At 72.8% G+C, this 1,376-nt stretch carries 1 protein-coding gene and 1 pseudogene; both read right to left on the reverse strand.

The window, feature by feature from the left end; all coding sequences use genetic code 11:
• Nucleotides 1-774, reverse strand: a 774-nt coding sequence (locus PO768_RS28835; RefSeq protein ID WP_272648797.1) for an MFS transporter, incomplete at its 3' end; no start/stop codon positions are given.
• Between the two features lie 5 nt (nt 775-779).
• Nucleotides 780-1,376, reverse strand: a pseudogene (locus PO768_RS28840) (flavoprotein); the annotation flags it as partial.

A 1,376-nucleotide genomic window follows, 5' to 3' on the forward strand; every position in this document is an offset into this window, starting at 1 on the left:
CAGGGCCCCGACCGCCACGGCCGCCGCCAGGCTGGCGCCGGCGGCCTGCAGCAGGCCCGGCAGGTGCGCCGCCATCGCGGTGCTGATGAACATCGTGATGGCGAACACCACTGCCAGCAGAGCGGCCGCATGGCGCGAGCCGACCACCGTCGGCTCGGTGGCCGCCGTCGCGGCCCTTGCGGCATCCGGCTTCGGCCCCGCAGCGGGCTTGTCGACCTCGGGCAAGCACCAGTTCAGCGGCAGGCCCAGCAGCAGATGCAGGCCGGCCCAGGCGAAGCAGGCACCGCGCCAGCCGAACTGCAGCTCCATCAGGCTCGACAAGGGCCAGCCCACGGTGCTGGCAAAACCGGCGATCAGGGTGATGCCGGTGATGCTGTTGCGCGCCTCGTGGCCATACAGCCGCACCAGGGTCGAGAAGGCCGCTTCATACAGCCCGCCCCCCATCGCCAGCCCGAGCAGCAACCAGGCCCCGAACAGTCCGATACCGTCGCGCGCCAGGCCCAGCGCGGCCAGCCCCAGCGCGAACAGCAGGCTGCTGCCCATCAGCACCGGCCGGCCACCCCAGCGGTCGATGGCCCGGCCGGCATAGGGACCCAGCAGCGCACTGGCGATCAGGGCCATCGAGAAGGCCGCGAACACCGTGGGCGTGCTCACCCCCAGATCGGCGGCCATGGGCGCGGCCAGCATCGCCGGCAGGTAATAGGACGAGGCCCAGGCCAGGATCTGGGCCGTGCCCAGCGCCGCCACCGTGCCGCTGCGCTGCAAGGCCGCCATGCGCTTCAGCCGCAACAGGCGGTGCTGGCCGCACTGGCCTTGCTGCCGCAGCCACGGCGCACGGCCGGGCCGCTGCTGCAGACGCCGGTCTGAGGCAGCTCCAACTCGACCCGATCGGCCGCCACCAGATCGCCGGCCAGCGCCGCCGCGACCGAGCGCGCCTGCTCGAAACCGGTGGCCATCAAGAAGGTGGGCGCGCGGCCATAGCTCTTGACGCCCAGCGTGTAGAAGCCCGGCTCCGGATGGGCCAGCTCGCGATGCCCATGCGGGCGTACCGTGCCGCAGCTGTGCAGATTGGGATCGATCAGCGGCCCCAGAGCCTCGGTCGACTCCAGCCAGGGGTCGAGCTTCAGGCGCAGCTCGCTGCCCAGGCTCAGATCGGGGCGCTGGCCGGTGGCGACGATCAACTCGTCGAAGCCGCTCAGGGTCAGGTCTTGCCCTTGCACGGTCAGGCTGCCGTCGTCCTCCTGGCGCAGCGCGGCGATGCGCAGCCCGCCGAAGAACTCCAGCCGGCCTTCATCGCGCAGCGCCCGCAGCGCGCTGCCGAGCTGGCCGCGGGCCGGCAGCGCGTCCAGCGCGCCGCCGCCAAAGGCACGCGCCGG

This window comes from Paucibacter sp. XJ19-41 (assembly GCF_028462495.1).
Lineage (GTDB): Bacteria > Pseudomonadota > Gammaproteobacteria > Burkholderiales > Burkholderiaceae_C > Roseateles_E.